General features: G+C 70.4%; 19 protein-coding genes. 10 read left to right on the forward strand and 9 right to left on the reverse strand.

The features are described from left to right. Positions 1-57 precede the first annotated feature (57 nt). Together AC1HIL_RS26205 and AC1HIL_RS26210 are read left to right on the forward strand one after the other, a co-directional pair. Positions 58-795 carry a response regulator transcription factor gene (locus tag AC1HIL_RS26205; RefSeq protein WP_413762875.1) on the forward strand — a complete coding sequence of 246 codons (738 nt, stop codon included), beginning with the start codon at positions 58-60 and terminating at the stop codon, positions 793-795. Beyond that, positions 705-2,627 (forward strand): sensor histidine kinase, encoded by a 1,923-nt coding sequence (locus tag AC1HIL_RS26210; RefSeq protein WP_479670386.1) that lies wholly within the window; start codon positions 705-707, stop codon positions 2,625-2,627. The genes AC1HIL_RS26205 and AC1HIL_RS26210 overlap by 91 nt, the downstream gene beginning before the upstream one ends. 17 nt (positions 2,628-2,644) lie before the next feature. Here the strand turns inward: AC1HIL_RS26210 and AC1HIL_RS26215 are convergent, their stop codons facing one another. Then, on the reverse strand, positions 2,645-3,472 hold the full coding sequence (locus tag AC1HIL_RS26215) for an undecaprenyl-diphosphate phosphatase (RefSeq protein ID WP_057592836.1): 828 nt from the start codon (positions 3,470-3,472) through the stop codon (positions 2,645-2,647). Positions 3,473-3,677: 205 nt separating this feature from the next. Between AC1HIL_RS26215 and AC1HIL_RS26220 the strand changes: the two genes are divergently transcribed. Beyond that, positions 3,678-4,586 carry a hypothetical protein gene (locus AC1HIL_RS26220; RefSeq protein ID WP_057592837.1) on the forward strand — a complete coding sequence of 303 codons (909 nt, stop codon included), beginning with the start codon at positions 3,678-3,680 and terminating at the stop codon, positions 4,584-4,586. On the opposite strand, the gene AC1HIL_RS26225 is transcribed toward AC1HIL_RS26220, so the two are convergent. From AC1HIL_RS26225 to AC1HIL_RS26235, 3 genes are read right to left on the reverse strand one after another with little or no spacing between them, the layout of a single operon-like run. Continuing rightward, a complete protein-coding gene (locus tag AC1HIL_RS26225; RefSeq protein WP_479670387.1) occupies positions 4,578-5,240 on the reverse strand; it encodes an aspartate/glutamate racemase family protein in 663 nt (220 codons plus the stop codon). The two genes, AC1HIL_RS26220 and AC1HIL_RS26225, sit on opposite strands and share 9 nt — an antisense overlap. A 16-nt stretch (positions 5,241-5,256) precedes the next feature. Next, positions 5,257-6,156 (reverse strand): amino acid ABC transporter substrate-binding protein, encoded by a 900-nt coding sequence (locus tag AC1HIL_RS26230; RefSeq protein WP_413762872.1) that lies wholly within the window; start codon positions 6,154-6,156, stop codon positions 5,257-5,259. A gap of 54 nt (positions 6,157-6,210) precedes the next feature. Then, positions 6,211-7,545: an aspartate aminotransferase family protein gene (locus AC1HIL_RS26235; RefSeq protein WP_479670388.1), complete on the reverse strand. Its 1,335-nt coding sequence runs from the start codon at positions 7,543-7,545 to the stop codon at positions 6,211-6,213. A gap of 173 nt (positions 7,546-7,718) precedes the next feature. Between AC1HIL_RS26235 and AC1HIL_RS26240 the strand changes: the two genes are divergently transcribed. Together AC1HIL_RS26240 and AC1HIL_RS26245 are read left to right on the forward strand one after the other, a co-directional pair. After that, positions 7,719-8,585, forward strand: coding sequence for a MurR/RpiR family transcriptional regulator (locus AC1HIL_RS26240; protein ID WP_479670389.1), 867 nt, complete (start codon positions 7,719-7,721; stop codon positions 8,583-8,585). Positions 8,586-8,671: 86 nt separating this feature from the next. After that, entirely contained in the window at positions 8,672-9,037 is a 366-nt protein-coding gene (locus AC1HIL_RS26245; protein WP_422096443.1) for an SPW repeat protein, read from the forward strand. 128 nt (positions 9,038-9,165) lie between these two features. On the opposite strand, the gene AC1HIL_RS26250 is transcribed toward AC1HIL_RS26245, so the two are convergent. The 4 genes from AC1HIL_RS26250 to AC1HIL_RS26265 all read right to left on the reverse strand — a co-directional run bounded on the left by AC1HIL_RS26250 (position 9,166) and on the right by AC1HIL_RS26265 (position 19,578). Continuing rightward, positions 9,166-10,626, reverse strand: a complete 1,461-nt coding sequence (locus AC1HIL_RS26250; protein ID WP_479672444.1) for an efflux transporter outer membrane subunit — start codon at positions 10,624-10,626, stop codon at positions 9,166-9,168. 44 nt (positions 10,627-10,670) lie between these two features. Continuing rightward, positions 10,671-13,985: an efflux RND transporter permease subunit gene (locus AC1HIL_RS26255; RefSeq protein ID WP_261212460.1), complete on the reverse strand. Its 3,315-nt coding sequence runs from the start codon at positions 13,983-13,985 to the stop codon at positions 10,671-10,673. 703 nt (positions 13,986-14,688) lie between these two features. Continuing rightward, positions 14,689-17,817 carry an efflux RND transporter permease subunit gene (locus AC1HIL_RS26260; protein ID WP_479670390.1) on the reverse strand — a complete coding sequence of 1,043 codons (3,129 nt, stop codon included), beginning with the start codon at positions 17,815-17,817 and terminating at the stop codon, positions 14,689-14,691. A gap of 69 nt (positions 17,818-17,886) precedes the next feature. Then, complete coding sequence (locus tag AC1HIL_RS26265; RefSeq protein ID WP_479670391.1) at positions 17,887-19,578, reverse strand: efflux RND transporter periplasmic adaptor subunit; 1,692 nt, start codon at positions 19,576-19,578, stop codon at positions 17,887-17,889. A 327-nt stretch (positions 19,579-19,905) separates the two neighbouring features. Between AC1HIL_RS26265 and AC1HIL_RS26270 the strand changes: the two genes are divergently transcribed. Genes AC1HIL_RS26270 through AC1HIL_RS26290 form a run of 5 tightly spaced genes read left to right on the forward strand, consistent with a single transcriptional unit; the run spans position 19,906 to position 23,667 of the window. Further along, entirely contained in the window at positions 19,906-20,427 is a 522-nt protein-coding gene (locus tag AC1HIL_RS26270; RefSeq protein ID WP_479670392.1) for a DUF6622 family protein, read from the forward strand. A gap of 45 nt (positions 20,428-20,472) precedes the next feature. Then, a complete protein-coding gene (locus AC1HIL_RS26275; RefSeq protein WP_479670393.1) occupies positions 20,473-21,420 on the forward strand; it encodes a sterol desaturase family protein in 948 nt (315 codons plus the stop codon). Then, on the forward strand, positions 21,417-21,710 hold the full coding sequence (locus AC1HIL_RS26280) for a 2TM domain-containing protein (protein WP_057592849.1): 294 nt from the start codon (positions 21,417-21,419) through the stop codon (positions 21,708-21,710). Before AC1HIL_RS26275 ends, AC1HIL_RS26280 begins: the two co-directional genes overlap by 4 nt. After that, the gene (locus AC1HIL_RS26285; protein ID WP_261217393.1) at positions 21,707-22,825 is read left to right on the forward strand and encodes a sensor histidine kinase; all 1,119 of its coding nucleotides are present in this window, start codon (positions 21,707-21,709) and stop codon (positions 22,823-22,825) included. The genes AC1HIL_RS26280 and AC1HIL_RS26285 overlap by 4 nt, the downstream gene beginning before the upstream one ends. Then, positions 22,822-23,667: a LytR/AlgR family response regulator transcription factor gene (locus tag AC1HIL_RS26290; RefSeq protein ID WP_057592851.1), complete on the forward strand. Its 846-nt coding sequence runs from the start codon at positions 22,822-22,824 to the stop codon at positions 23,665-23,667. Before AC1HIL_RS26285 ends, AC1HIL_RS26290 begins: the two co-directional genes overlap by 4 nt. A gap of 82 nt (positions 23,668-23,749) precedes the next feature. Here the strand turns inward: AC1HIL_RS26290 and AC1HIL_RS26295 are convergent, their stop codons facing one another. Beyond that, on the reverse strand, positions 23,750-24,091 hold the full coding sequence (locus AC1HIL_RS26295) for a hypothetical protein (protein ID WP_261217399.1): 342 nt from the start codon (positions 24,089-24,091) through the stop codon (positions 23,750-23,752). Positions 24,092-24,190 lie beyond the last annotated feature (99 nt).

The raw sequence follows: 24,190 nt of genomic DNA on the forward strand, positions 1-24,190 counted from the left end.
ACGACGGCGATACAAATTGCAATAACTGGCGACAATCCAGGGAAAACGCCTGCCGCCATGTCCACGCCTCTTCCGGAAACCCCAGAACCCGTGTCGCTGACCCCCGCGCTGGTGGTCGAGGACGATCCGGCCATGCAGCAGCGGCTGGCCCACGTGCTCGGCACGCTGGGCTGCACCGCGCCGCAGATCGCCTGGGCCGACAGCGTGGCCTCGGCGCAGGCGCTGCTGGCCGGGCGCAGCTTCGGCGTGGCGCTGGTCGACATCGGGTTGCCCGACGGCAGCGGCGTCGACCTGATCGGCTGGCTGCGCGCGCACCATCCGCGGCTGCCGGCCGTGGTGATCTCGGCCTACCGCACCGAGGAAACCATCTTCGCGGCGCTGCGCGCGGGCGCCATCGGCTACCTGCTGAAGGAACGCGACGACCTCGAGCTCGGCATCGCGCTGCGCAGCATCGCGCAGGGCGGCGCGCCGATCGATCCCGCGATCGCACGACGCATCCTGGGCTGGCTCACGCTCCAGCCGAGCGCGCTGCCGGTCCCGGCCATGACCGCCGACACCCAGCCGGGCGAGCTGCTGCCCGCCTCGGCGGGGGCCTCGTCTGCGCTGCTGAGCCGGCGCGAGCACCGCATCCTCGAACTGGTGTCGCAAGGCCTCAGCAACCGCGACATGGCCGAAATGCTCTCGATCTCCCGATTGACCGTGGAATGCCACACCAAGAACATCTACCGCAAGCTGGCCGTCGGATCGCGCACCGAGGCGGTGTACCAGGCGCGGCTGCACGGGCTGCTGCGCTGAGCTTCCTCCGCCGCCTGGCCGCGGCGCTGGCGCTGCTGCTGTGCGCGCACGGCGCACTGGCCCAGGACTTCCCCGCGCTGCGCATCGAGGCCGTGCGCGCCGCCGGCTGGAACGACACCCGTCCGCCCGAGGACGGCTGGGAGCCGGTCGCCGCCCTGCCCGACAACTGGGCCGACCGCTGGAGCGGCTTCGACGGCGTGGCGTGGTACCGGCTGCGCTGGGAACAGCCCGCCGAGCCGCGCGAGACCGGCCTGCTGCTGCACTACCTCAACATGGCAGGCGCCGTGTACCTCAACGGCACGCCGATCTCGCGCGACGCCAGCCTGGTCGAGCCGCTCACGCGGGCCTGGAACACGCCACGCTACTGGCTGCTGGCACCGCCGCTGCTGCGCACGGGCACCAACACCTTGCTGGTGCGCGTCTCCGGGCTCGCGGTCTACCAGGCCGGGCTCGGGCCCGTCGTGGTCGGACCGCCGGCCGTGCTGCAGGCGACCTACGAACGCGAGCGCGTGGTGCGGCGCGACCTGCAGGTGCTGGGCCTCGCGGTCAGCGCCGCGGTGTCGGCCTTCTTCGCGGCGCTGTGGCTGCTGCGGCGGCGCGAGACCGCCTACGGCTGGTTCGCGCTGATGTCCATGCTGTGGCTGCTGTTCGGCTACAACCAGATTGCCACCAGCCCCTGGCCCTTCGCCACCACCTCGGCCTGGCAGGCGCTCAACACCTCGCTGCTGCTGGTCTTCAGCACCGCCTACGCGGTGTTCGCGCTGCGCTTCTGCGAGCGCCGCATGCCGCTGCTCGAGGGCGCCTCGCTGCTGGCGGCGGCGATCGGCGTGCTCGACCTGTGGCTGGCCGCGCCCGCGGCGCTGCCGCTGCACCGCGCGGTGTGGACGCTGGTGGGCGGGCTCACGATCATCGTGGTCAACAGCGCCGCCATCGTCCACGCCTGGCGCCACCGCGGCAGCCCGATGCGTTCGCTCGCGCCCTTCATGGCGGTGTCGGGACTCACGGGCGCGCACGACCTGCTGGTGTTCACCCAGGTGATCGACAGCAACACCTACTACACGACCATGTCGTCCTACGCGCTGCTGCTGGGCATGGCGCTGACGCAGGCCGGGCGCTTCGTGCAGAGCCTGCGCCGGATCGAGAACTTCAACACCGAGCTGATCCAGGAGGTGAACGCCGCCAAGGACGAGCTCGCGGCCACGCTGTCGCAGCGCCATGCGCTGGAACTCGCGCATGCGCGCATCGGCGAGCGCGTGAACCTCGCGAGCGACCTGCACGACGGCCTGGGCGGCATGCTGGTGGGCAGCATCGCGACGCTGGAGCGCACGCCCGAGCACCTGAGCGCACCTCAGCTGCTGGCCATGCTCAAGCGGCTGCGCGACGACCTGCGGCTGATCATCGACACCAACGGCCGCGACGACGGCGCGCACGCGCTCGCGGACCTGGTCGCGCCGCTGCGGCACCGGCTCACGCAACTGCTCGAGGCCAACGGCATCGAATGCCGCTGGCGCGTGGAAGGCCTGCAGGCGCTGACGCTCGCGCCCTCGCAGAACCTCGACCTGCTGCGTTTTTTGCAGGAGGCGCTGACCAACGTGCTGCGCCACAGCGGCGCGCGGCGGGTCGACGTGTCGCTGGTGGAAGAGAACGGCCAGCTGCGGCTGGAGGTGCGCGACGACGGCCGCGGCTTCGAGCCCGAGGCCCCGCCGCGGCCCGAGGGCACCGGCCTGCGCAGCCTGCGCACGCGGGCGCGGCGGCTGGGCGGGGCCTTCGAGATCGCCTCGGCGCCGGGCGCCACCCGCGTCGGGCTGCGGATGCCGGTCGGCGCCGTCTGAAACGACAGGCTAGGGCCTCACTCGGCCCAGACGATCCAGCCCTGCCAGGCGGTGACGAGGATCAGGATGCCGAAGGCGATGCGATACCAGGCGAAGGGAACGAAGCTGTGCGAGCTGATGTAGCGCAGCAGCCAGCGCACGCACAGCCAGGCACTGAGGAACGAGAACAGCAGGCCGACGGCGAACAGCGGGATGTCGGCCACCGACAGCAGCGAGCGCACCTTGTAGAGGCTGTAGACGCCGGCGCCGATCAGCGTCGGGATCGCCAGGAAGAACGAGAAGTCGGTGGCCGCCTGGCGCGACAGCCCCAGCAGCATGCCGCCGATGATGGTGGAGCCGCTGCGGCTGGTGCCCGGCACCATCGCGAAGCACTGCACCAGGCCGACCTTCAGGGCGTCCCAGGGCGTCATGTCGTCGACGTTCTCGACCCGCACCGAGCCTGGCGGCCGCTTCTCGGCCCACAGGATGATGAAGCCGCCGATGATGAAGGTGCTGGCCACCACGGCCGGCGTGAACAGGTGTTCCTTGATCACCTTGCCGAACAGCAGGCCCAGCACCACCGCGGGCAGGAAGCCGATCAGCACGTTGAGCGCGAAGCGCTGCGCCTTGGCCTGGCGCGGCAGCGCCACCACGGTCGAGCGGATCTTCTGCCAATAGACCATGATCACCGCGAAGATCGCGCCGGTCTGGATCGCGATCTCGAACACCTTGCCGCGCTCGTCGTCGAAGCCGCCGAGCAGCGAGCCCGCAAGAATCAGGTGGCCGGTCGACGAGATCGGCAGAAATTCGGTCAGCCCCTCCACGATGCCCATGACGGCGGCCTTGACCAGCAGAACGATATCCAACGCGTACTCCTTGAAAGAGCGGCAATTATCGCGAGGGAGCCGGTCAGGTCCGGTTCAGGCTCCGCGGGCCGCCGCCGTGGCCCGTTCACCCATCTTCGTATCGTTCTATGACATACCTAGTTTGGGGGATGGCGCCGACCGCCGGGCGCGGTCACAGTCCCATCGCGCCGGCGTCCCGCGCCGGCGGCCAACCGAAGGACATTGCATGCTCGCCCCCGCGCCCGAGCGCGAAAAAGACGCCCACGAACTGCTGCTGTGCCTCGAGGAGCATGCGTCGACCGCCGACGATTACGCCGCGCATGCGCGCCACGGTGCGCGCCGCCGCGAGACCGACCGGCAGGCCGCCCTGTCCCGCGCCACCCGCGCCACGGGTGCCTCGACCGGCGAACTGGAACGGCTCGCGCGCTGCCTGGGCGAGATCGATCGCCGCGGCCGCGGCGCCACGCTGGTCGCCGAAGGCCAGGTCGCGGCCGACCGGATGTCGCAGCGCATGCAGCCGCTGGACCTGGAGGACGGGCACATGGCCTGGCAGACGGCCGGTGCGGCCGAATACATCGAGCGCGGCCTGACGCAGGCGCTCGACCCCGCCCACGACCGCAAGTGGTATGTGCGCTGGCAGCTCTGGAGCTTCCTGCTCGGCGGCGCCGACGCCGCCCCCGCGCTCGCGCTGCAGGGCCTGGCGCTGCGGCCCTGCGCGCCGCGCGACCCGCAGGCCGACCTCACGGCGCGCGCGCGCCGCATCCTCGAGAGCTGGCGCCGCACCTCGGGCCCCTGCTTCTGGAGCGCGATGGAGGACTGCGTGCGGCAGCAGGGCTTCTCGCTCGAAACCCAGGCCTACCTGATGCACGCGGTGGCGACGCTGTTCGACGGCGATGCGATGAAGCTCTCGAATGCCGAGTGCGAACGCCTCAACGAACTGCTGGTCGAGACCTACTGCGATGCGCTGGGCACCAGCGGCACCATGCCTTCGGCCGAGATCTACCGCCGGCTGGCCGAGGGCCTGCAGGCCGCGGACCGCGCGACCGGACGCCCGCGCACGCTCGGGCGCAGCGACGCGGCGCAGCTCGCCGCCACCGCGATCTACACGCTGCTGCGCGGCGACCGTTCAGCCTGAGGTGCGCCGGCGCAGCGCGCGCACCGCGCTGTCGACCGTGGTCAGCACCGGCAGCCCCGAGGCGCTCTCGCAGGCCGCGCGTGCGCGCGCCATGCTGAACTGCGCGAGCGCGATGTGGCTGCAGCCCTGCGCGCGCAAGGCCTCGGCCTGCTTGGCGATCAACGCATCGTGCCGCGCCCCGTCGCCCGCATTCAGCGCCTCGAGCGCCCCTTCGGCGAGTGCTGGCACCAGCGCGACGCCGGCCGGGAATTCGGGCGGCATCGAGGCCAGCGTGGGCGCGAAGGTGGCGATCAGCCCAAGCCGCGCGCCGGGGCCGGCCTCGCGCAGCGCCTGCACCGCCTCTTCCACCATCGCCTCGTTGGGCTTGAGCACCGGCAGCGGCGCATGCTGCCGCGCCACCGCCTCGATGCAGGAACCGAAGGCCGAGCAGGTGAAGAGGATGCCCTCGGCGCCGGTGTCGACCGCGTACTGCGCGAGCCGCTGGAAGCGCTCGTGCATGGCCGCGTCGAGCCCGCGCCCGCCGCGCGCGAGATCGGCCGACAGGCTGTCGTCGAGCAGGTTCATGCGCAGCGCCTGCGGCCAGTCGCGCGCGAAGGCTTCGTTGATGGGTGCGACCGAATGCGCGAGCGCGTGGATCAGGGCGATGCGGGTCATGGGAACGCGATGCGGCTCAGATGCCCTTCGACGAGGGGTTGGCGAAGGCGTCCTTCGTCTCGGCGTTGAGCGGGTAGTTGATGTTGATGCCCTTGGGCGGAATGGGCGAGGTGAACCACTTGCCGTAGAGAGTCTCCATCTCGCCGGACTTCATCATGCCCGAGACCACGCGGTCGACGATGGCCTTGAAGGCCGGATCGTCCTTGCGGAACATCAGCGACTGGTTCTCGGTGCGCAGGCTCTCGCCGGTGATCACGAAATCCTTCGGGTTGCGCGCGTTCGCGAGCTGGCCGGCCAGCAGGATGTCGTCGAGCACGAAGGCCTGCGCGCGGCCGCTCTCCACCAGCAGGAAGGAGTCGCTGTGGTCCTTGCCGCCGAGGCTCGTGACCTCGAGGTTGCGGCCCTTGTCGGCTTCGCGCAGCAGCCGGAACGAGGTGGTGCCGGTGGTGGTCACCACGGTCTTGCCCTGCAGGTCGGCGATGCTCTTGATGCCCGAATCGGCCTTCACGAGCATGCGCACGTTGTAGCGGAAGATGTCCGGGGAGAAGGCCACCAGCTTCTGGCGCTCGACCAGGTTGGTGGTGGAGCCGCACTCGATGTCGACCGTGCCGTTCTGCACCAGCGGGATGCGGTTGGCCGAGGTCACGGCCTGGTAGCGGATCTCGATCGCCGGCATTTTGAGTTCGCTCTTCAGCGCTTCCACGATGCGCTTGCAGATCTCGATGCTGTAGCCGATCGGCTTGAGGTTGGCGTCGAGGTACGAGAAGCCGAACGAGGATTCGCGGTAGCCGAAGGTGATGGCGCCGCTGGCCTTGATCTTGGCGAGGGTGTCGCTCTCCTGCGCGCTCGCACAGAGCGCCGGCAGCACGAGGGCGGCAGCGAGCAGGAAGGAAAACGGCAGGCGTGGCTTGGGCATGGAGGTGCTCCTCGAGGCGGTGGGTGAAGGAAAAGGGAAGGAAGAAGCGCGGGCTCAGCCCGCGGCGCGGCGCGTGACCGCGTCGATGGCATCGGCGAGCCGCGCGACGATCTCGCGCAGTTCGTCGCGCGTGGCGACGAAGGGCGGCGCGAGCAGCACGTGGTCGCCCTGGCGGCCGTCGACCGTGCCGCCGAAGGGATAGCACAGCAGCCCGCGCGCCATCGCCTCCTTCTTGACGGCCGCATGCAGCTTGAGCGCGGGGTCGAAGGGCGTCTTGCCCGCGCGCTCGGCCACCAGCTCGAGGCCCCAGAAGAAGCCGCGGCCGCGGATGTCGCCCACGTGCGGATGCGCGCCGAGCGCCTCGGCCAGCATCGCGCCGAAGGCCGTGCCGTCCTCGCGCACCTTCGCGACCAGGCCTTCGCGCCGTATCGTCTGCTGCACCGCGAGCGCGGCCGCGCAGGCCATCGGATGGCCGAGGTAGGTGTGGCCATGCTGGAAGAAGCCGCTGCCGCGCGACATGGCATCGACCACCTTGCGCTGCGCGAGCACCGCGCCCACCGGCTGGTAGCCGCCGCCCAGGCCCTTGGCGATGGTCATCAGGTCGGGCACCACGCCTTCCTGCTCGCAGGCATGCAAGCTGCCGGTGCGACCCATGCCGCACATCACCTCGTCGAGGATCAGCAGCACGCCGTACCTGTCGCAGACCGCGCGCACCGCCTGGAAGTAGCCGGGCACCGGTACCAGCACGCCCGCGGTGGCGCCGCCCACGGTCTCGGCGACGAAGGCGATCACGCGGTCGGCGCCCTGCGCGAGGATCGCGGCCTCGAGCTCGTTCGCGAGCCGCTGGCCGTACTGCGCGGGGCTCTCGTCGGCGCGCTGCTCGCGGTAGGGATAACAGGGCGACACATGCGTGGCCGGCACCAGGATCGGCGCGAAGGGCTCGCGCCGCCAGGCATTGCCGCCGACCGCGAGCGCGCCCAGCGTGTTGCCGTGATAGCTCTGCCGCCGCGCGATGAAGTGGGTGCGCTGCGGCTGGCCGATCTCCACGAAGTACTGGCGCGCCATCTTGAGCGCCGCCTCCACCGCCTCGGAACCGCCGCTCACGAGGTAGGCATGGCTCATGCCTTCGGGCGCCGCGCCGATCAGCTCGTCGGCCAGGCGCTCGGCCACCTCGCTGGTGAAGAAGCTGGTGTGGGCATAGGCCAGCCGGTCGATCTGCGCATGCATCGCGGCCAGCACCTCGGGATGCGCGTGGCCCAGCGAGGACACGGCCGCGCCGCCCGAGGCATCGAGGTATTCGCGCCCCTCGGCGTCGCGGATGTAGAGGCCGTGCGAGCCCGTGGCGACGGGCGGAGCCTGGCGGAGATGGCGGTGGAAGACGTGCGTCATGGCGTGAGGACAGGCGGATGGAGAGTGGAACTAACGTTTCGGTCGAATTATTTCTTGGAACATTTGTTCCGTCAACTGTTCCACTCGCTTCACCCGTTCCAGCCCCGGCCCGGAACGCCGGGCGCGCCTCCGGTACATTCGTTCCAACGCCAGAGACAACGAGGAACGCCGCCATGGGCGCCAGAGACCAGATCCGCCAGCGCTTCGACGAGCTGAGCCCCGCGCTGCAGCAGGTGGCGCGCTACGTGCTCGACCATCCGAACGAGGTGGTCACGGGCTCGATGCGCAACATCGGCACGCGCGCGCAGAGCACGCCCGCCACGCTGGTGCGCTTCGCCCAGACGCTGGGCTTCGACGGCTGGCCGCAGCTCAAGGCCGCCTTCGCCGCCGACATGGGCCTGGGCGCCGAGGCCTACGGCGCGCGCGCCCAGCAGCTCGTGGGCCGCGCGCGCGACCGCGGCCTGACCGGCGAGATGTTCGAGGTGCAGCGGCGCAACCTCGAGACCACGCAGCAGCAGAGCGAAGCGGCGCTGCAGAAGGTCTGCGCGCTGATGGAGAAGGCGCCCGCGGTGCACGCGGCCGGCTTTCGCGCCTGCTACCCGATCGCCTTCTCCTTCGTCTACGTGTACCGGCTCTTTCGCGGCAGCGTGCACCTGGTCGACGGCCAGGGCGGCACGCTCGAGATGCAGCAGCGCGCCTTCGGGCGCGGCGACGTGGTGCTGATCGCGAGCTTCGCGCCCTACTCGCGCGAGGCGCTGCAAGTGGCCGAGGCCGCCAAGGCCGCGGGCGCCCGCATCGTGGCGCTGACCGACAGCCTCGGCTCGCCGATTTCGCTGCGCGCCGACGAGACCCTGCTGTTCACCATCCACAGCCCCTCGTTCTTTCCCTCGGTGGCCGCGGGCGTGGCCGTGGCCGAAGCGCTGGTCGAGCTGCTCGCGAGCCGTGCGGGCAAGGCCGTGATCCGGCGCATCGACCAGGCCGAGGCGCAGCTGTTCGAGTCGGGAGCCTACCTGGTGCCGCCGGTGGCGCGCGGCGGCTGAGCGCGCGGAACCACCGGCAAAGCCACGCAGTCCAACCCCGGTCGCGGTCGCGCGTCCTGCTGTCGCCGCGACAGGAGGTAAAGACCATGAAGCAAGTGAAGCATTGGCAAGACCCGGTCAACGTCGTCCTCGGCGTCTGGCTGGTCGTCTCGCCCTGGGTCCTGGGTTTCCAGGGCCATGCGCTCGCCATGTGGGGCGCGATCGTCACCGGGCTCGTGCTCGGTGCCGTGGCACTGGGCGCGACCTTCGTGCCGCAGGCCTGGGAAGAGTGGACCGAGGCCGCGCTCGCGGTCTGGCTCGCGGTGTCGCCGTGGGTGCTGGGCTTCGGCACGCTCGAGGTGGCGCTGGTCAACGCGGTGTTCGTGGCCGCGGCGATCCTGGTGCTGGCGCTGTGGGTGCTGGTGACCGACAAGGACTATCTCGGCGGCATGACGGACCGCCCGGCCCATTGAACCGCTGAAGGTCCGGCTTCGAACGCCGCCGGCCGCGAGAACACGCGCGGCGCGGCGGCGACTTCAGGGGCGCGCGCGCAGCCGCGTGCGTCCGCCACCCCTTCCCGGCCCGTGCCCCACCGGCGCGTTCAGCGCGTGGCGGGCTGCGTGCCGGCGTCGGCCATCCACTCGGCGTGCCAGCCGCCGCCGAGCGCCTGGATCAGCGCGATCGCCGAGGTCTGGCGGTTGACCTGCAGCTGCACCAGCGTGCGGCGCGCATTGAGCGCGGCCACCTGCGCGGTCACGACGTCCGTGTAGTTGACCTGCGCCGCGCGGTAGCGGTTGAGCAGCTGCTGCTCGGTCTTGTCGGCCGCGGCCGAGGCCTCGCGCCGCAGCCCTTCCTGCTGCGCCAGCGTGGCGCCCGCGCTGAGCTGGTCCTCCACCGCCTGGAAGGCCGCGAGCACGGTCTGGCGGTAGCGCGCCACCGCCGCCTCGTGGCTGGCCTTGGCCGAGTCGACGTTGGCCTCGATGGCGCCCGCGTCGAACACCACCTGCGCCACCGACAGCCCGAGCGCCCACAGGGTGTTCGAGGCATTGAACAGGTCCTTGACCTTGCTCGCATTGCTCGAGACCGAGGCGTTGAGGCTGAAGTTCGGGAAGTAGGCCGCGCGCGCGATGCCGATCTGCGCATTGGCCGCGGCCACCGAGCGCTCGGCCGCCGCGATGTCGGGGCGGCGCTGCAGCAGCGTCGAGGGCACGCCGCTCGGCACGCCCGGCACGGTCGGCGTCCACTTCGCGGCCGCCAGGCTGAAGTCGGCCGGCGCCGCGCCCACGAGCACCGCGATCGCATGCTCGTAGGTGGCGCGCGTGCGCTGCAGGCCGACGCGCTCGGCGCGCGCGTTCACGAGCTGGGTCTGCGCCTGCAGCACGTCGGTCTGCGCGGCGATGCCGGCCTGGTAGCGGTTGTTGGTGATCTCGTAGGCGCGCTGGTAGCCCTCGATGGTCTCGTCGAGCAGCACCATCTCGGCATCGGCCTCGCGCAGCGAGAAGTAGTTGGTCGCGACCGCGCCCACCGCCGACAGCCGCGCGGCCGCGAGGTCGGCCTCGCTGGCCTGCGCATTGGCCTGCGCGCTGCTGACCGCCGCGCGCAGCCGGCCCCAGACGTCGGGCGACCAGTCGGCCGCGAGCGAGGCGGAGAAGTTGTTCGAGGGATTGCTGTCGCCGCCGATGTTGCCGCTGCGCTTGCCGCTGCCGCTCAGCGAGACCGAGGGGAACAGCGCCGCGCGCTCGCCGCGCACCAGCGCCTGCGCCTGCGCATAGTTGGCGACCGCGGCCGCGATGTTCTGGTTCGACACCTGCACCCGGCCCGCGAGCTCGTCGAGCAACGGATCGCCGAAGAGCTTCCACCATTCGCCGCGCTCGAGCGTGTCGGCCGGCGCGGCCGGCAGCCAGCCCTCGGCGGTCTTCTGCTCCTTCCAGCCCGCGGGCGACACGGCGACGGGCACCTGGTAGGCCGGCCCGACGGCGCAGCCCGCGAGCAGCGCCGCGAGGGTCGCGGCCAGCGCGATGCGCTTCGGGAAGAAAGGGGTCTGGAACAGGGAGGCGGGCATTCTTCGGATGGCGCGTGCGGGCCGTGGTGTCTTTGTCGTTGCGGTCATGGCTGGACCTCCATCGTGCGGCTCAGGTGGCTCTCGTCGGCGCCGCGGCGGCGCAGCTTGTCGAGCAGCAGGTAGACCACCGGCGTGGTGAGCAGGGTCAGCACCTGGCTGGCGATCAGCCCGCCGATGATCGCCACGCCCAGCGGCCGGCGCAACTCGGCGCCCTCGCCGAAGCCGATCGCCAGCGGCAGCGCGCCGAGCGCGGCCGCCAGGGTGGTCATGAGGATCGGGCGGAAGCGCAGCAGGCAGGCCTCGCGCACCGCTTCCAGCGGGCTCAGGCCGCGCGAGCGCTCGGCCTCGAGCGCGAAGTCGATGATCAGGATGGCGTTCTTCTTCACGATGCCGATCAGGAGGAACACGCCGATCAGCGCGATGATGGAGAACTCCATGCGGAACATCAGCAGCGCCAGCACCGCGCCCACGCCGGCCGAGGGCAGCGTCGACAGCACGGTGATCGGGTGCACCAGGCTCTCGTAGAGGATGCCCAGCACGATGTAGATGACCACCAGCGCGGCCAGGATCAGCATCGCCTGCTGGCCCTGCGACTGCTGCGCCGCGAGCGCCGTGCCCGCGAACGCGCCGCGCACGTTGATCGGCATCGCGATGTTGGCCTCGGCCTTGGCGATGGCCTCGCGCGCATCGCCGAGGTTGGCGCCCTCGGCCAGGTTGAACGAGATCGTGGTGGCCAGTTCGCCGTCCTCGTGGCTCACCGAGGTCGCGACCGAGCGCTCGATGAACTTCGCCACCGAGGACAGCGGCACCAGCGCGGTCGGCGTGTTGCTCAGCACGTTGCCGGTGGAGGCGTTGCGCGAGCCCGCGTTGGCCGACACCGGCACCGAGGGCGTGGTGCTCGAGGCGGTCGAGGCGGTGCCGGTCTTCGAGGCCGTGGCCGTGTTGGTGGTGGCCACCGAGGTCGACTGGTTGGTCGTGCCGTTGGCCGCCACCTGCGTGGTCACGGTCTGGCCCGCCACCACCGAGGTGCGCGTGGCCGGCACGTAGATGTCGCGCAGCGCGTTCGGGCTGCGCGTGTAGCGCGGCGCCCATTCCATCACCACGTGGTACTGGTTGAGCTCGGTGTAGATGGTCGCCACCTGGCGCTGGCCGAAGGCGTTGTAGAGCGCGTTGTCCACCGCCTGAGAGGTCAGGCCGAGCCGGCGCGCGCTGTCGGGGTCGACCTCGGCCACCGTTTCCACGCCGTTCTGGTCCTGGTCGGTGTCGATGTCCGTGAGGTTCGGCTGCAGCCGCAGCTCGTCGGCCAGCTTGCCGGCCCAGGTGCGCAGGTCGGCCAGGTTGTCGCTCTTGAGCGTGTACTGGTAGGTGGAGTTGCTCGAGCGCCCGCCCGAGCGCACGTCCTGCACCGTGTTGAGGAACACGCGCAGGCCGGTCACCTGGTTGAGCTGCGGCCGCAGCCGCGCGATCACGGCCATCCCGCTCTCCGTGCGCTGGTCCACGGGCTTGAGGTTGACGAACATGAAGCCGCCGCCCGCGCGCGAGCCGCCGATGAAGCCCGTGACCGTGTCGACCGCCGGGTCGCGCCGGATGATGTCGACCACCTCGCGCAGCTTGGCCGCGAGCGCCTGCGAGGAGATGCTCTGGTCGGCGCGCAGGCCGCCGTTGAGCTGGCCGCTGTCCTGCTGCGGGAAGAAGCCCTTGGGCGCCGCGCTGAACAGGTAGACGTTGAGCCCGATCACCGCCAGCAGGATCAGCGTCACCAGCGCCTTGCTGTCGAGCGCCCAGTCGAGGCTGACCTCGTAGCGCTTGAGCACCCATTCGTAGCTGCGCTCCGACCAGCGCGCGAGCCGGCCGCGCGGCTTGCTCTTCTCGGCCTCGCCGCCGCGCTTGAGCAGCCAGGCGCACATCATCGGCGTGGTGGTCAGCGAGATGACCAGCGAGATCATCACCGCCGCCGACAGCGTGACCGCGAACTCGCGGAACAGCCGCCCGACCTGGCCGCCCATGAACAGCAGCGGGATGAACACCGCCACCAGCGACACGCTGATCGACAGCACCGTGAAGCCCACCTCCTTGGCGCCGAGCAGCGCGGCCTTCATGCGCGTCATGCCGGCCTCGATGTGGCGGCTGGTGTTCTCGAGCACCACGATCGCGTCGTCGACCACGAAGCCCGTGGCCACCGTGAGCGCCATCAGGCTCAGGTTGTTGAGGCTGAAGCCCAGCAGGTACATCACGCCGAAGGTGCCGAGCAGCGCGACCACCGTGGCCACGGCGGGCACCACCGTGGCGCGCGCGCTGCGCAGGAACAGGCTGACCACCAGCACCACCAGCAGCACCGAGGCCACCAGCGTGAACTCGACCTCGTGCAGCGAGGCACGGATCGAGCTGGTGCTGTCGGAGGCCACGCGCAGCTCGACGTCGGGCGGCAGCTGAGACTGCAGTTCGGGCAGCAGCGCGCGCACGCCGTCGACCGTCTCGATGATGTTGGCCGAGGGCTGGCGCGTGATCAGCACGATCACCGCCGGCTCGCCGTTGAACAGGCCCAGCGTGCGCGTGTCCTCGACGCCGTCGTAGACCTCGGCCACATCGGCCAGCCGCACCGCCGCGCCGTTGCGCCAGGCCACCAGCATGGTGGCGTAGTCGCTCGCGCGCAGCGCCGGCGTCTGGGTATAGACCTGCAGCTTGCGCCCTTCGCCCTGCACCATGCCCTTGGGCCGGTTGGCGTTCGAGGCCTGGATCGCGGCACGCACGTCCTCGGTGCTGATGCCGTAGCGGTTGAGCGCGAACGGCAGCAGCTCGATGCGCACGGCCGGCAGCGAGCCGCCGCCGATCTCCACGTCGCCCACGCCGTCGACCTGCGACAGCCGCTGGCTCACGATGTTCGACACGGCGTCGTAGATCTGGCCCGGGGTCTTGGTCTTGGAGGTCAGCGCCAGGATGATGACCGGCGACGAGGCGGGGTTGGCCTTGCGGTAGGTCGGGTTGCTGCGCAGGGTGGCGGGCAGGTCGACACGGCTCGCGTTGATCGCGGCCTGCACCTCGCGCGCGGCGCCGTCGATGTTGCGGCTGAGGTCGAACTGCAAGGTGACGCGGGTGGAGCCGACCGAGCTGGTCGAGGTCATCTCGTTGACGCCGGCGATGGTACCCAAATGGCGTTCGAGGGGCGTGGCGACGCTCGTGGCCATGGTCTCGGGGCTGGCGCCCGGGATGGAGGCGCGGACCGAGATGACGGGGTAGTCGACTTGCGGTAGCGGGGAGACCGGGAGGACGAAGAAGGCTGCGATGCCTGCCAGGGCCACGCCTATGGTCAGGAGGACTGTGCCTATGGGGCGGCGGACGAAGGGGCGGGAGAGGTTCATCTCTTGCCTCCTTCTTTGATTCCCTGCTTGGGCGTGTTGGCTTGCTGCCGGTCTGCCTCTTGCAGAGGGCGTAGGCCGGGTCTCGCCCCGGCGGGCGACTCACTTTCTTTGTCTCGCCAAAGAAAGTAAGCAAAGAAAGGCGACCCCACTGTCTGCGACCCTGCGCTTCGCTCCGGGCAACCTGCGGTGCTCGCGTTTCGCGGGGTCTCGCAGAACTCGCTTCGCTCAAACAACTGCGAGCCCTGATCCGCGAAACGCTGCGCTCCTCGGCGCAGCCAGAGGGGATGAGAGTCAACGCGCCATGGCGCGTCCTTGTGTGGGGTGTAGGAACGGGCAGGCCCTGGATCTTTCACCACGGCCGAGCGAAGCGAAGGCCCGAAGGGCATGCCGGGCCGAGCGCAGCGATGGCCCGGATCGCTCCCCTCTGGCTGTGCCGAGGAGCGCAGGGGAAAGCGGGATAAGGGCCGCAGCTGTCTGAGCGGAGCGCAGCGCAGCGAGTTCTGCGGACCCCCGCTTTCCCCGAGCATCGCAGGTTGCCCGTAGCGAAGCGGAGGGACACAGACAGTGGGGTCGCCTTTTCTTTGGTTACTTTCTTTTGGCGAGACAAAAGAAAGTGACTCGCCTGCCGGGGCGAAATCCCGGCCAACGGCGCCCACAGGGAAAGCAACCGAAGAACACACAGCAGCCTGACGAGAAAGAAGCCTCAAACCGCCTCCTCCTCAACCACCCCCGACCGCCGCGCCCCACCCAACCGATCAAACGCCAAATAAATAACAGGCGTAGTGAACAAAGTCAGCAACTGACTAACGATCAACCCCCCAAAAATAGCCAACCCCAAAGGACGCCGCAACTCAGCGCCATCCCCAAAGCTGAACATCAAAGGCACGGCAGCAAACAAGGCAGCCAGCGTAGTCATCAAGATTGGCCGAAACCGCAACAACGCTGCCTGATGAATCGCTTCCCGGGGCGACTTGCCCTCCGTGCGCTCCGCATCGATCGCGAAGTCGATCATCATGATCGCGTTCTTCTTCACGATCCCGATCAGCAGGATGATCCCGATGATCCCGATCACCCCCAGGTCGTTGCCCGTCACCATCAACGCCAGCAGCGCCCCCACCCCAGCGGATGGCAAGGTCGACAGAATCGTCAGCGGATGCACGTAGCTCTCGTACAGCACCCCCAGCACGATGTACACGCACACCACCGCCGCCAGGATCAGCCACAGCTGGTTCGACAACGACTTCTCGTAAGCCCCCGAAGCCCCGAGGAAGGTCATCGTGATGCTCTTCGGCAACCCGATCTCCTTCGCCGTCGCGCGGATCGTGTCGACCGCCGACCCCAGCGCCACCCCCGGCGCGGTATCGAAGTTCAGCGTGCTCGCCGGGTACTGCGCCACGTGCGTGATCTGCAGCGGCGCCTGCTGCTCGCTGATGTCCGCGATGGCCGACAGCGGCGTCGCGCTGCCCGAGCCGGCGATCAGGCTCAGCTGCCCCAGCGTCTGCGGCGTGTTCACCATGCCGGGCTGCGCCTCGAGGATCACGCGGTACTGGTTGGTCTCGGTGAAGATCGTCGAGACGATGCGCTGGCCGAAGGCGCTGTAGAGCGCGTCGTCGACCGTGCTCGCGGTGATCGACAGCCGCGCCGCGGTGTCGCGGTTCACGTTGACGAAGGCCGCCAGCCCCTGCGCGCCCGCATCGCTGCTGACGTTGCGCACCTTGTCGCCATGCTCGGCCTGCAGCTTCGCCACCAGCTGCTGCATCCAGCCGGTGATGGCGGCGCTGTCCACGCCCTCGAGTGAGGCGCGGTACTGCGTGGGGCCGGTCTCGGCGTCGATGGTCAGGTCCTGCGTGGGCTGCAGGTAGAGCGTCACGCCGGCCACGCCGCGCACGCGCTCGCGCAGGCGGTCCATCACCGCCTGCTGGTTGTCGTGGCCGCGGCGCAGGTTGATCAGCATGCTGCCGGTGTGCAGCATGGTGTTGTTGGCGGCGTCGACGCCGACGAAGGAACTGAGGTTCTCGACGTCGGGGTCGGCCAGCACGGCGCGCGCGGCCTGCTGCTGCAGCTGCGACATGCGGTCGAACGAGACGTCCTGCGCGGCCTCGATGCGCGCCTGCAGCTGGCCCGTGTCCTGGGTCGGGAACAGGCCCTTGGGAATCGAGAGGTAGAGCGCCACGGTCAGCAGCAGCGTGAGCAGCGCGACCAGCAGCGTGAGCGCCTGGTGGTCGATGACCCAGTGCAGCGAGCGGTCGTAGCGCGTCATCACGCCGTCGAAGAAACGCTGCGCGCGCGCGGCGATGCCGTGGTTGGCGGGATCCTTCTTCGCTTCGTGCCTGAGCCAGCGCGCCGACATCATCGGCACCAGCGTGAGCGACACCACGGCCGAGATCAGGATCGTGATCGCCAGGGTGACCGCGAACTCGCGGAACAGCCGGCCGACCACGTCGCCCATGAACAAGAGCGGGATCAGCACCGCGATCAGCGACACCGTCAGCGAGATGATGGTGAAGCCGATCTGGGTGGCGCCCTTGAACGCGGCCTGCAGCGGCTTCTCGCCCTCCTCGATGTAGCGCGCGATGTTCTCGATCATCACGATCGCGTCGTCCACCACGAAGCCGGTGGCGATGGTCAGCGCCATCAGGCTCAGGTTGTTGAGGCTGTAGCCCAGCAGGTACATCAGGCCGAAGGTGCCGATCAGCGAGATCGGCACCGCGATGCTGGCGATGACGGTGGCGCGCAGGCTGCCGAGGAAGGCGAAGATCACCAGCACCACCAGCACGACGGCGAGCACCAGCTCCATCTGCACGTGCTCGACCGAGGCGCGGATGCCGGCCGTGCGGTCGCTCAGCACCTCGACCTTCAGGCCCGCGGGCATGCCCGCCTGCAGCTCGGGCAGTTGCGCCTTGATGGCGTTGACGGTGGCGATCACGTTGGCGCCGGGCTGGCGCTGCACGTTGAGGATGATCGCGGGCGTGAGCGTGCCCTCGGCATCGCCGTTCGTCTTGGTGCCGGCCCAGGCGCCGAGCTGGTTGTTCTCGGCGCTGTTGACCACGCGCGCCACGTCGACCATGCGGATCGGCGCGCCGTTCTTGTACGAGACGATCAGGTTCTTGTAGTCGTCGACCGTGAGCAGTTGGTCGTTCGAGTTGATGGTGTAGGCGCGCTTGGGGCCGTCGAAGCTGCCCTTGGCGCCATTGGAGTTGGCCGCGCTGATCGCGGTGCGCAGCGCGTCGAGGCCGATGCCGTTGGCCGCCAGTGCCTGGGTGTTGGCCTGGATGCGCACCGCGGGCCGCTGGCCGCCGCTGAGCGACACCAGCCCCACGCCCGAGACCTGGCTGATCTTCTGCGCCAGTCGCGTGTTGACGAGGTTCTGCACCTCGGTCAGCGGCAGGGTGTCGGAGGTGATCGCCAGCGTGAGCACCGGCGCGTCGGCCGGGTTGACCTTGGCGTAGACCGGCGGCGCCGGCAGGTCGGCCGGCAGCAGCGAGCCGCCGGCGTTGATCGCGGCCTGCACTTCTTGCTCGGCGACGTCGAGCGTCTGGCCCAGCGTGAACTGCAGCGTGATGATCGACACGCCCGCCGCGCTGGTGGAGCTCATGCGGTCGAGCCCCGACATCTGGCCGAACTGGCGTTCGAGCGGCGCGGTGACGGTGTTGCTCATCACCTCGGGGCTGGCGCCCGGGTAGAGCGTCTGGACCTGGATCGTCGGGTAGTCGACCTGCGGCAGCGCCGACAGCGGCAGGAAGCGGAACGCCACCAGGCCGGCCAGCACGATGGCGACCATCAGCAGCGAGGTCGCCACCGGCCGCAGGATGAACGGGCGTGAAGGGCTCATGGATTCAATTCGTCGTCGAGGGCGCTGCGGGCGGCGCGGCGGGAGATGCCGAGGCGGAGGGCCGGTGCGTCATTGGCCTTGCGGCGCCTGGCGGCGGCCCTCGCCCTGGCCGCCCTGGCCCTGGCGCTCGGCCATGCGCTGCCAGCGCTCGAGCGCGGCCGGGTCGCCGCGGTCGAGCTGCTCGAGGAAGCGCTTGCGGCGCTCGAGCTGCTCGGGGTCGTCCTTGGCCGCGTCGAGCATGCGCTGGCGCTGCTCGGCGGTGGGGAGCTTGGGGGCCGCGGCGGTCGGTGCGCCGGCGGGTGCGGCCGGCTGGGCGCCGGTGGTGGGTGCGGCCGCGGGGGCCGTTGCCGGTGCCGCCGCTGGCGCAGCGGGTGCCGTGCCCGGCGCGGGCGCGGCGGACGACGCGGCGCCGCCGGCCGGGGCCTGTCCACCTTGCCCGCCCTGCGCGCCGTCGCGCTGGCGCCGTCCGCCACGGTGCTGGCCATTGGCGGCGGCACCGGGCGCGACCGCGGGCCGGTCGGCCTGGGTCTGCACGCGCGCGCCGTCCTTCAGGCGGTCGCCACCCTCGGTCACGACCACCTCGCCGGCATTCAGGCCGGCGGTCACGGCGATGTTGTCGACGCTCGATTCGCCACGCGTCACCACGCGCTGCGACACCGTGTTGTCGGCGTTCAGCACATAGACATAGTCGCCGTTCGGGCCGTTGCGCATCGCCGTCACCGGCACCACCACGGCGCTGGTCACGGTGCGCAGCAGCAGGCGCAGGTTGACGAACTGGTTCGGGAACAGCGCGCCGTCGGCATTGGCGAAGCGCGCCTTGGCCTTGACGGTGCCGGTCTGGGTGTCGACCAGGTTGTCGAGCGTGGAGAAACTGCCGGTGGCGAGCTGCTTGACGCGCGCGCGGTCGAAGGCGGTGGCGGGCAGCCTGGCGCCGGCGGCCAGTCGCTGCTGGACCTCGGGCACGCGGTCCTGCGGCACCGAGAACACCACGTCGATCGGCGCCATCTGGGTGATGACGGCCACGCCGCCGCTGGTGCCGGTCGAGACGTAGTTGCCCACATCCACCGGCCGCAGGCCGATGCGGCCGCCGACCGGCGCCGCGATGCGGGTCCAGGCCAGGTTCAGCCGCGCGCTGTTCTCGTTGGCGCGGTCGATCGCGACCGTGCCCTCGAGCTGCTTGACCAGCGCGCTCTGGGTGTCGACGTCCTGGCGCGCGATCGAGTCCTGGCCCAGCAGGGTCTGGTAGCGCTGCAGGGTGACGCGCGCCGCGGCGAGCTGCGCCTCGTCGCGCTGGCGCGCGCCGGTGGCCTGGGCCAGCGCGTTCTGGTAGGGCTGCGGGTCGATGGTGGCGAGCACGTCGCCCTTCTTGACCATCTGCCCTTCCTGGAACAGCACCTGCGTGAGCACGCCCGAGACCTGCGGCTGCACCGTGACGTTGGCCAGCGGCGTGACGGTGCCGAGCGCCTCGAGCTGGATCGGGATGTCGGCCTGCCGCGCGGTCGCGATGCCGACGGTGCTGGAGGCGGCACCGCCGCCTCGCCCGCCTCCGGGCCGCCCGCCCGGGCCACCCGGCCCGCCAGGCCCGGCGCCGGGACCGGCCGCCGGCGTCTTCGAGCGCTGCACCAGGTACCAGGCGCCACCGCCCAGCGCCACGAGCAGGATCAGCGCGATCAGGCTGCCGAACCAGCGGCGGCGACGGACCTGGGGATGCGTGGGCGACACGGTGGCCGGCAGGGGTTCGGGAGGCGTTTGGGGATCCATGGGAGAGAGAAGAGAGCCTGATCGGGTGCGGCCTAGAGTACAGCGCCAAAAGGTGTATGCAGAGTTTGCTGTGCCGTAAACGGGCGGTAAAGCTCGCGGACCCCCCGCTTGCCGCAGGACGGCGTGCCGTTCCGGCGTCGCTCGAAGCCGCGCGCATTTCGCGCCGCCGGCAGGCACTTCGCGCCGCCGGCCCCGCATTTCATCGCAACACCGTGGCAGTCCCGCGAGCGGGCCGGCACAGTCCGCTCCGACGCCACCGGGCCTCCATCCTTTCTCCCGAACCCTTCGTCCGCCTTTCAACCCTTCAACCGATCCAGGAGTCTTTCCATGCTGATCCAGATCCTCCTCCATACGCCCAAGTGGGTGTTCGCCGTCTTCGCGCTGCTGGTCTGGTTCGGCAGCAAGCAGCTGCTGTCGGGCAGCGTGGGCCTGACGCGCATCACGCTGATGCCGATCGCGATGGGCGCGCTGTCGCTGATGGGCGTGGCCTCGGCCTTCGGCGATTCGCTCGGCGCCCTGCTCGGCTGGGCCGCCGCCGCGGCCGTGATGATCGCGCTGGTGCTGCGGCGCCCGCTGCCCGCGAGCACCCGCTACGACGCCGCCGCGCGCCGCTTCCACCTGGCCGGCAGCGCGGTGCCGCTGGCGCTGATGATGGGCATCTTCTTCACCAAGTACGTGGTGGGCGTGGCGCTGGCCATGCACCCCGAGCTGCGCCACGACAGCGTCTTCGCGGTCGCGATCCCCGTGCTCTACGGCGCCTTCAGCGGCGTCTTCGCGGCCCGCGCCCTGCGCCTGTGGAAGCTGGCGATCGCCACCGACGCCATGGCCAGCCGGGCCGGCGCCGCCTAAGATCGCCGCCGTCCATTCCCTCCCCATCCGCCTGCAGGAAGCGCCATGTCCGTCCTCGTGCTGATCCTCAAGATCTCGGTGTCCGTGGTGCTGATCGCCTCGCTGGCCGAAGCGCTCGTGCTCTCGTGGCGCAACGGCTGGCGCGGCTACGACTGGAAGGCGGCCGGCATCTCGGTGTTCGACTTCCTGGTGCGCGAGTACCCGCTGCGCTGGCTGCTGCCGCTGGCCTTCTGGGTCGGCGCCATGGACTGGCTCTACGCGCACCGCCTCATCACCCTGCCGATGGACCACTGGACCGGCTGGGCCGCCTGCTTCATCGGCCAGGAGTTCTGCTACTACTGGTACCACCGCGCCGCGCACCGGGTGCGCTGGTTCTGGTGCACCCATGCGATCCACCATTCGCCCAACGAGCTCAACCTGTCGGCCGCCTACCGCTTCGGCTGGACCGGCAAGCTCACCGGCACGCTGGCCTTCTTCATGCTGGCGCCGCTGCTGGGCATGCCGCCGCGCGTGGTGCTGATCATGCTGACCCTGAACCTGCTCTACCAGTTCTGGATCCACGCCGCCTGGATCCCGAAGCTCGGGCCGCTCGAATGGGTGCTCAACACGCCCTCGGCGCACCGGGTGCACCATGCCTCGAACCTCGAGTACCTGGACGGCAACTACGGCGGCGTGCTGATCGTGTTCGACCGCCTGTTCGGCACCTACATCCCCGAACGCGCCGACCTGCCCTGCCGCTACGGCCTCGTGAAGCCGATCACCTCGTACAACCTGCTCGAGATCGAGTTCGGCCAATGGCGCGCGCTGTTCGAGGACCTGGCCTCGGCCCGCTCGGTGCGCGCCTTCGTCGGCTACCTCGTGAAGCCGCCGGGCTGGAACCCCGACGGGCCCGGCGAGACCACCGAGGAGCTGCGCCGGCGCGCGGCCGTGCAAGCCCCGGCGCCCGTCCCCGCCCCCGATTTCATTCCCGTCCAGATCAAGGAGCCGTCATGAACATGTCCTCGTCCCCCTCTCCCGCGGAGCTCGAGAAGCGCGCCCGCCGCCGCGCCGGCGCCAAGATGGGCTGGTACATCCATGCCTTCGTCTACGTGCTGGTCAACCTCGGGCTGGTCGTGCTGTCGGCCTCGAAGGGCCACACCTGGGCCGTCTATCCGCTGATGGGCTGGGGCCTGGGGCTGCTGGTGCACGGCGCCGTGATCTGGTTCATCGCGCCGGGCGGCGACTTCTACGAGCGCCTGGTCGAACGCGAGCGCCGCGCGCTGGCCGCCGGGGAGCGCCGTTGAGCCAGGCCCCTGCCGCCGCCCGCCCCAGGTTCGGCACCGAGAACCTGCGCGACCTGCTGCGGCACGGGCTGATCACCGCCGTCTTCTGCTGCCTGATCGCGGCCGCGCTCAGCATCTCGAGCGGCCGCAGCTGGGTCAACCACATGGTCTATTCGATGTCGATCGGCCTGATCAGCTGGCTGTGCATCGACGGCGGCCGGCTGCTGATGAGCGGCCACCGCGAAGTGCTCTGGCCGCATGGCCCGCAGAGCATCGCGCTGATCGGCTTCGGCGTGACCGCCGGCTTCCTGCTCGGCAACCTGATCGGCGACGCCTGGAGCGGCGCCCCCTTGCTCGACTTCCTCGACTACCGCGGCCACAAGCTGGCGACCACGCTCACCATCACGCTGGTCGCCACCGCCGGCGCCTGCTTCTTCTTCTACAGCCTCGGCAAGAGCAAGCACCTGCAGGGCCAGATCGAAAAAGCCAGGCGCGATGCGACCGAGGCACGGCTCAAGCTGCTCGAAACCCAGCTCGAGCCGCACATGCTGTTCAACACGCTGGCCAACCTGCGGGTGCTGATCACGCTCGATCCGCCGCGCGCCGTGGCCATGCTCGACCGGCTCAACAGCTACCTGCGCGTCACCCTCAGCGGCTCGCGCACGCTCGCGCACCCGCTGGGGGCCGAGTTCGACCGGCTGGCCGACTACCTCGAGCTGATGTCGGTGCGCATGGGCGAGCGGTTGCGCTACACGCTCGAGCTGCCGGCCGAGCTGCGCGAGGTGCCGGTGCCGCCGCTGCTGCTGCAGCCGCTGGTGGAGAACAGCATCCGCCACGGCCTCGAGCCCAAGGTCGAGGGCGGCGAGATCGCGGTGCGCGCGCGCCGCGAGGGCGAGCTGCTGGTGATCGAACTCAGCGACACCGGCGTCGGGCTCGATGCCGCGTCGCCGTCGACGTCGCGGGACGGCGGCGGCTTCGGCCTCGAACAGGTGCGCGAACGGCTGACCACGGTCTATGGGCCGCGCGCCGCCCTGACGCTCGCGCCCGGCGAGCACACGGGCACCCGCGCCACCTTGCGCTTTCCGCTGCAGGCTTCCTCCACCGGCGATGCGCCGGCCGCTTCCCCCACGCCATGAACACTGCCACCTCCCCCACCGCGCTGATCGCCGAGGACGAACCGCTGCTCGCGCAGGCGCTGAAGGCCGAACTGGCCGCCGCCTGGCCCGAGCTGAAGATCGCCGCCATCGCGGGCGACGGCCGCAGCGCCGTGCGCGAGGCGCTGCGGCTGCTGCCGCAGGTGCTGTTCTTCGACATCCGCATGCCGGGCCTCGACGGCCTGGGCGCCGCCACCGAGCTGGCCGATGCCTGGCCCGCGGACGAGGCACCGATGCCGCAGCTGGTCTTCGTGACCGCCTACGACGAGTACGCGGCCCGCGCCTTCGAAGCCCAGGCGATCGACTATGTGCTGAAGCCGGTGCAGCCCGATCGGTTGCGCAAGACGGTGGCGCGGCTCAAGCAGGCGCTGGCCGCGCGGCCGACGGCCGAAGCGCCGCCCGACGAGGCGTTGGACCGCACGCTCGCGCGCTGGCGCGAGGTGCTGGCGGCGGCGGGTGGCGCCGGCGCGCCGCTGCCCGAACCCTCGGCCGCGCCGCTGCGCATGATCGCCGCCAGCGATGCCGGCGGCAGCACCGTGCGCATGGTGCCGATCGACGAGGTGCTGTATTTCGAGGCCGCCGACAAGTACCTGCGGGTGCTGACCGCGGACCATGAATACCTGATCCGCACGCCGCTCAAGCAGTTGCTGCCGCAGCTCGATGCGCAGACCTTCTGGCAGGTGCACCGCGCGGTCGTCGTGCGCGCCTCGGCCATCGAGGCGGTGCACCGCGACGAGGCCGGCAAGCTCGCCCTCGACCTGCGCGGGCGGCCCGAGCGGATTCCGGTCAGCAGGCTCTACGCCCATCTTTTTCGCGCCATGTGAAATCCGGGCCGGTGCGTCGCCCAAAGAAAAAGCCGGCTCCGAGGAACCGGCTTTTTCATTTGCTCACGTCTACGGTGGCATTTCAGCGCCAGTGGCCATGGCCGCGGTAGTAACCGCGACCGTAGTAGCGCGGGCCGTAGTAGGCCGGCGGCGCGTAGTACACCGGGGCCGGACGGTAGTAGACCGGCGGCGGGCGGTAGTACACCGGCGGGGGCGGCGCGTAGTAGACCGGGGCCGGCGGCGCGTAGACCGGCGCCGGGTAATAGGCCGGGGCGCCCACGCCCACCGACACGCCGGGAACGCCGACGCCGATGGACCAGCTCACGTCGCCGCGAGCGCTGGCCGAGGTGGCCGCGAACAGGGCACCGGCGGCGACGACGCCTGCGGCGGCCCACTTGAAGAAGGTAGAACGGGTGACGCTCATGATGTTGGACTCCTTGTAGGGTGGGCATTCGCTGCCCATGTACGTATTGAACGCGCCAAATGCAAAGTGGTTGCCCGCCACATTGTGAAGAGCGTTGCC

It is taken from the genome of Variovorax sp. ISS6, from assembly GCF_056523145.1.